The following is a 521-nucleotide window of genomic DNA, read 5'->3' as shown; positions in this document are numbered from 1 at the left end:
CTGGCGCCGGCCGACAGGATCCGTACCGTCGGTGATGCCGAGGTCCCGGCGCAGATGCGGCGAAGGCCTGGCTGTCGGGCGCGCGATAAGGTTGCTTCGGTCTCTCGATGATCGGCTCCGGCACCAGGCCTTTCGCGGCCTGTTTGAGAATATGCTTCTCCCTGAGGCCATGCAGCTTCATGTCCGGGGGCAGGGCGGCAGCAAAGTCGATGAGGCGCGGGTCGAGGAAAGGAAAACGGCCTTCAACGCCGTTCGCCATCATCATACGATCGCCCTGCGCGGAAAGGATATATCCCGGCAGCAGGAAGCTGGTCTCGAGATATTGCGCCTGGTGCAACGGATGCCAGCGCGGGAAGTCCGCCGGCAGCATTGCCGCCAGTTCCGCCGTTGCATCATAGGTGCCGAGCTGTTCCTTGAGGCTGGTGGAAAAGAAGAGCTTGGCCGATCCGGTGGAGCGAAAGCGCGGTCGGTGCGAATAGAGCGGATCATCGATCTTGTCGTCGCCGGCGCCGAAGAACTTC

At 62.8% G+C, this 521-nt stretch carries 1 protein-coding gene; it reads right to left on the bottom strand.

The window, feature by feature from the left end; genetic code table 11:
* Positions 1-521 (bottom strand): asparagine synthase-related protein (locus RAD16_RS40610; RefSeq protein WP_458163644.1); only part of this gene is annotated, 521 nt, incomplete at both ends.

The organism is Bradyrhizobium sp. 18BD (genome assembly GCF_054185225.1).
The sequence above is the reverse complement of the archived record's forward strand: the minus strand, read 5'-3'. Positions and strand labels throughout refer to the sequence as shown.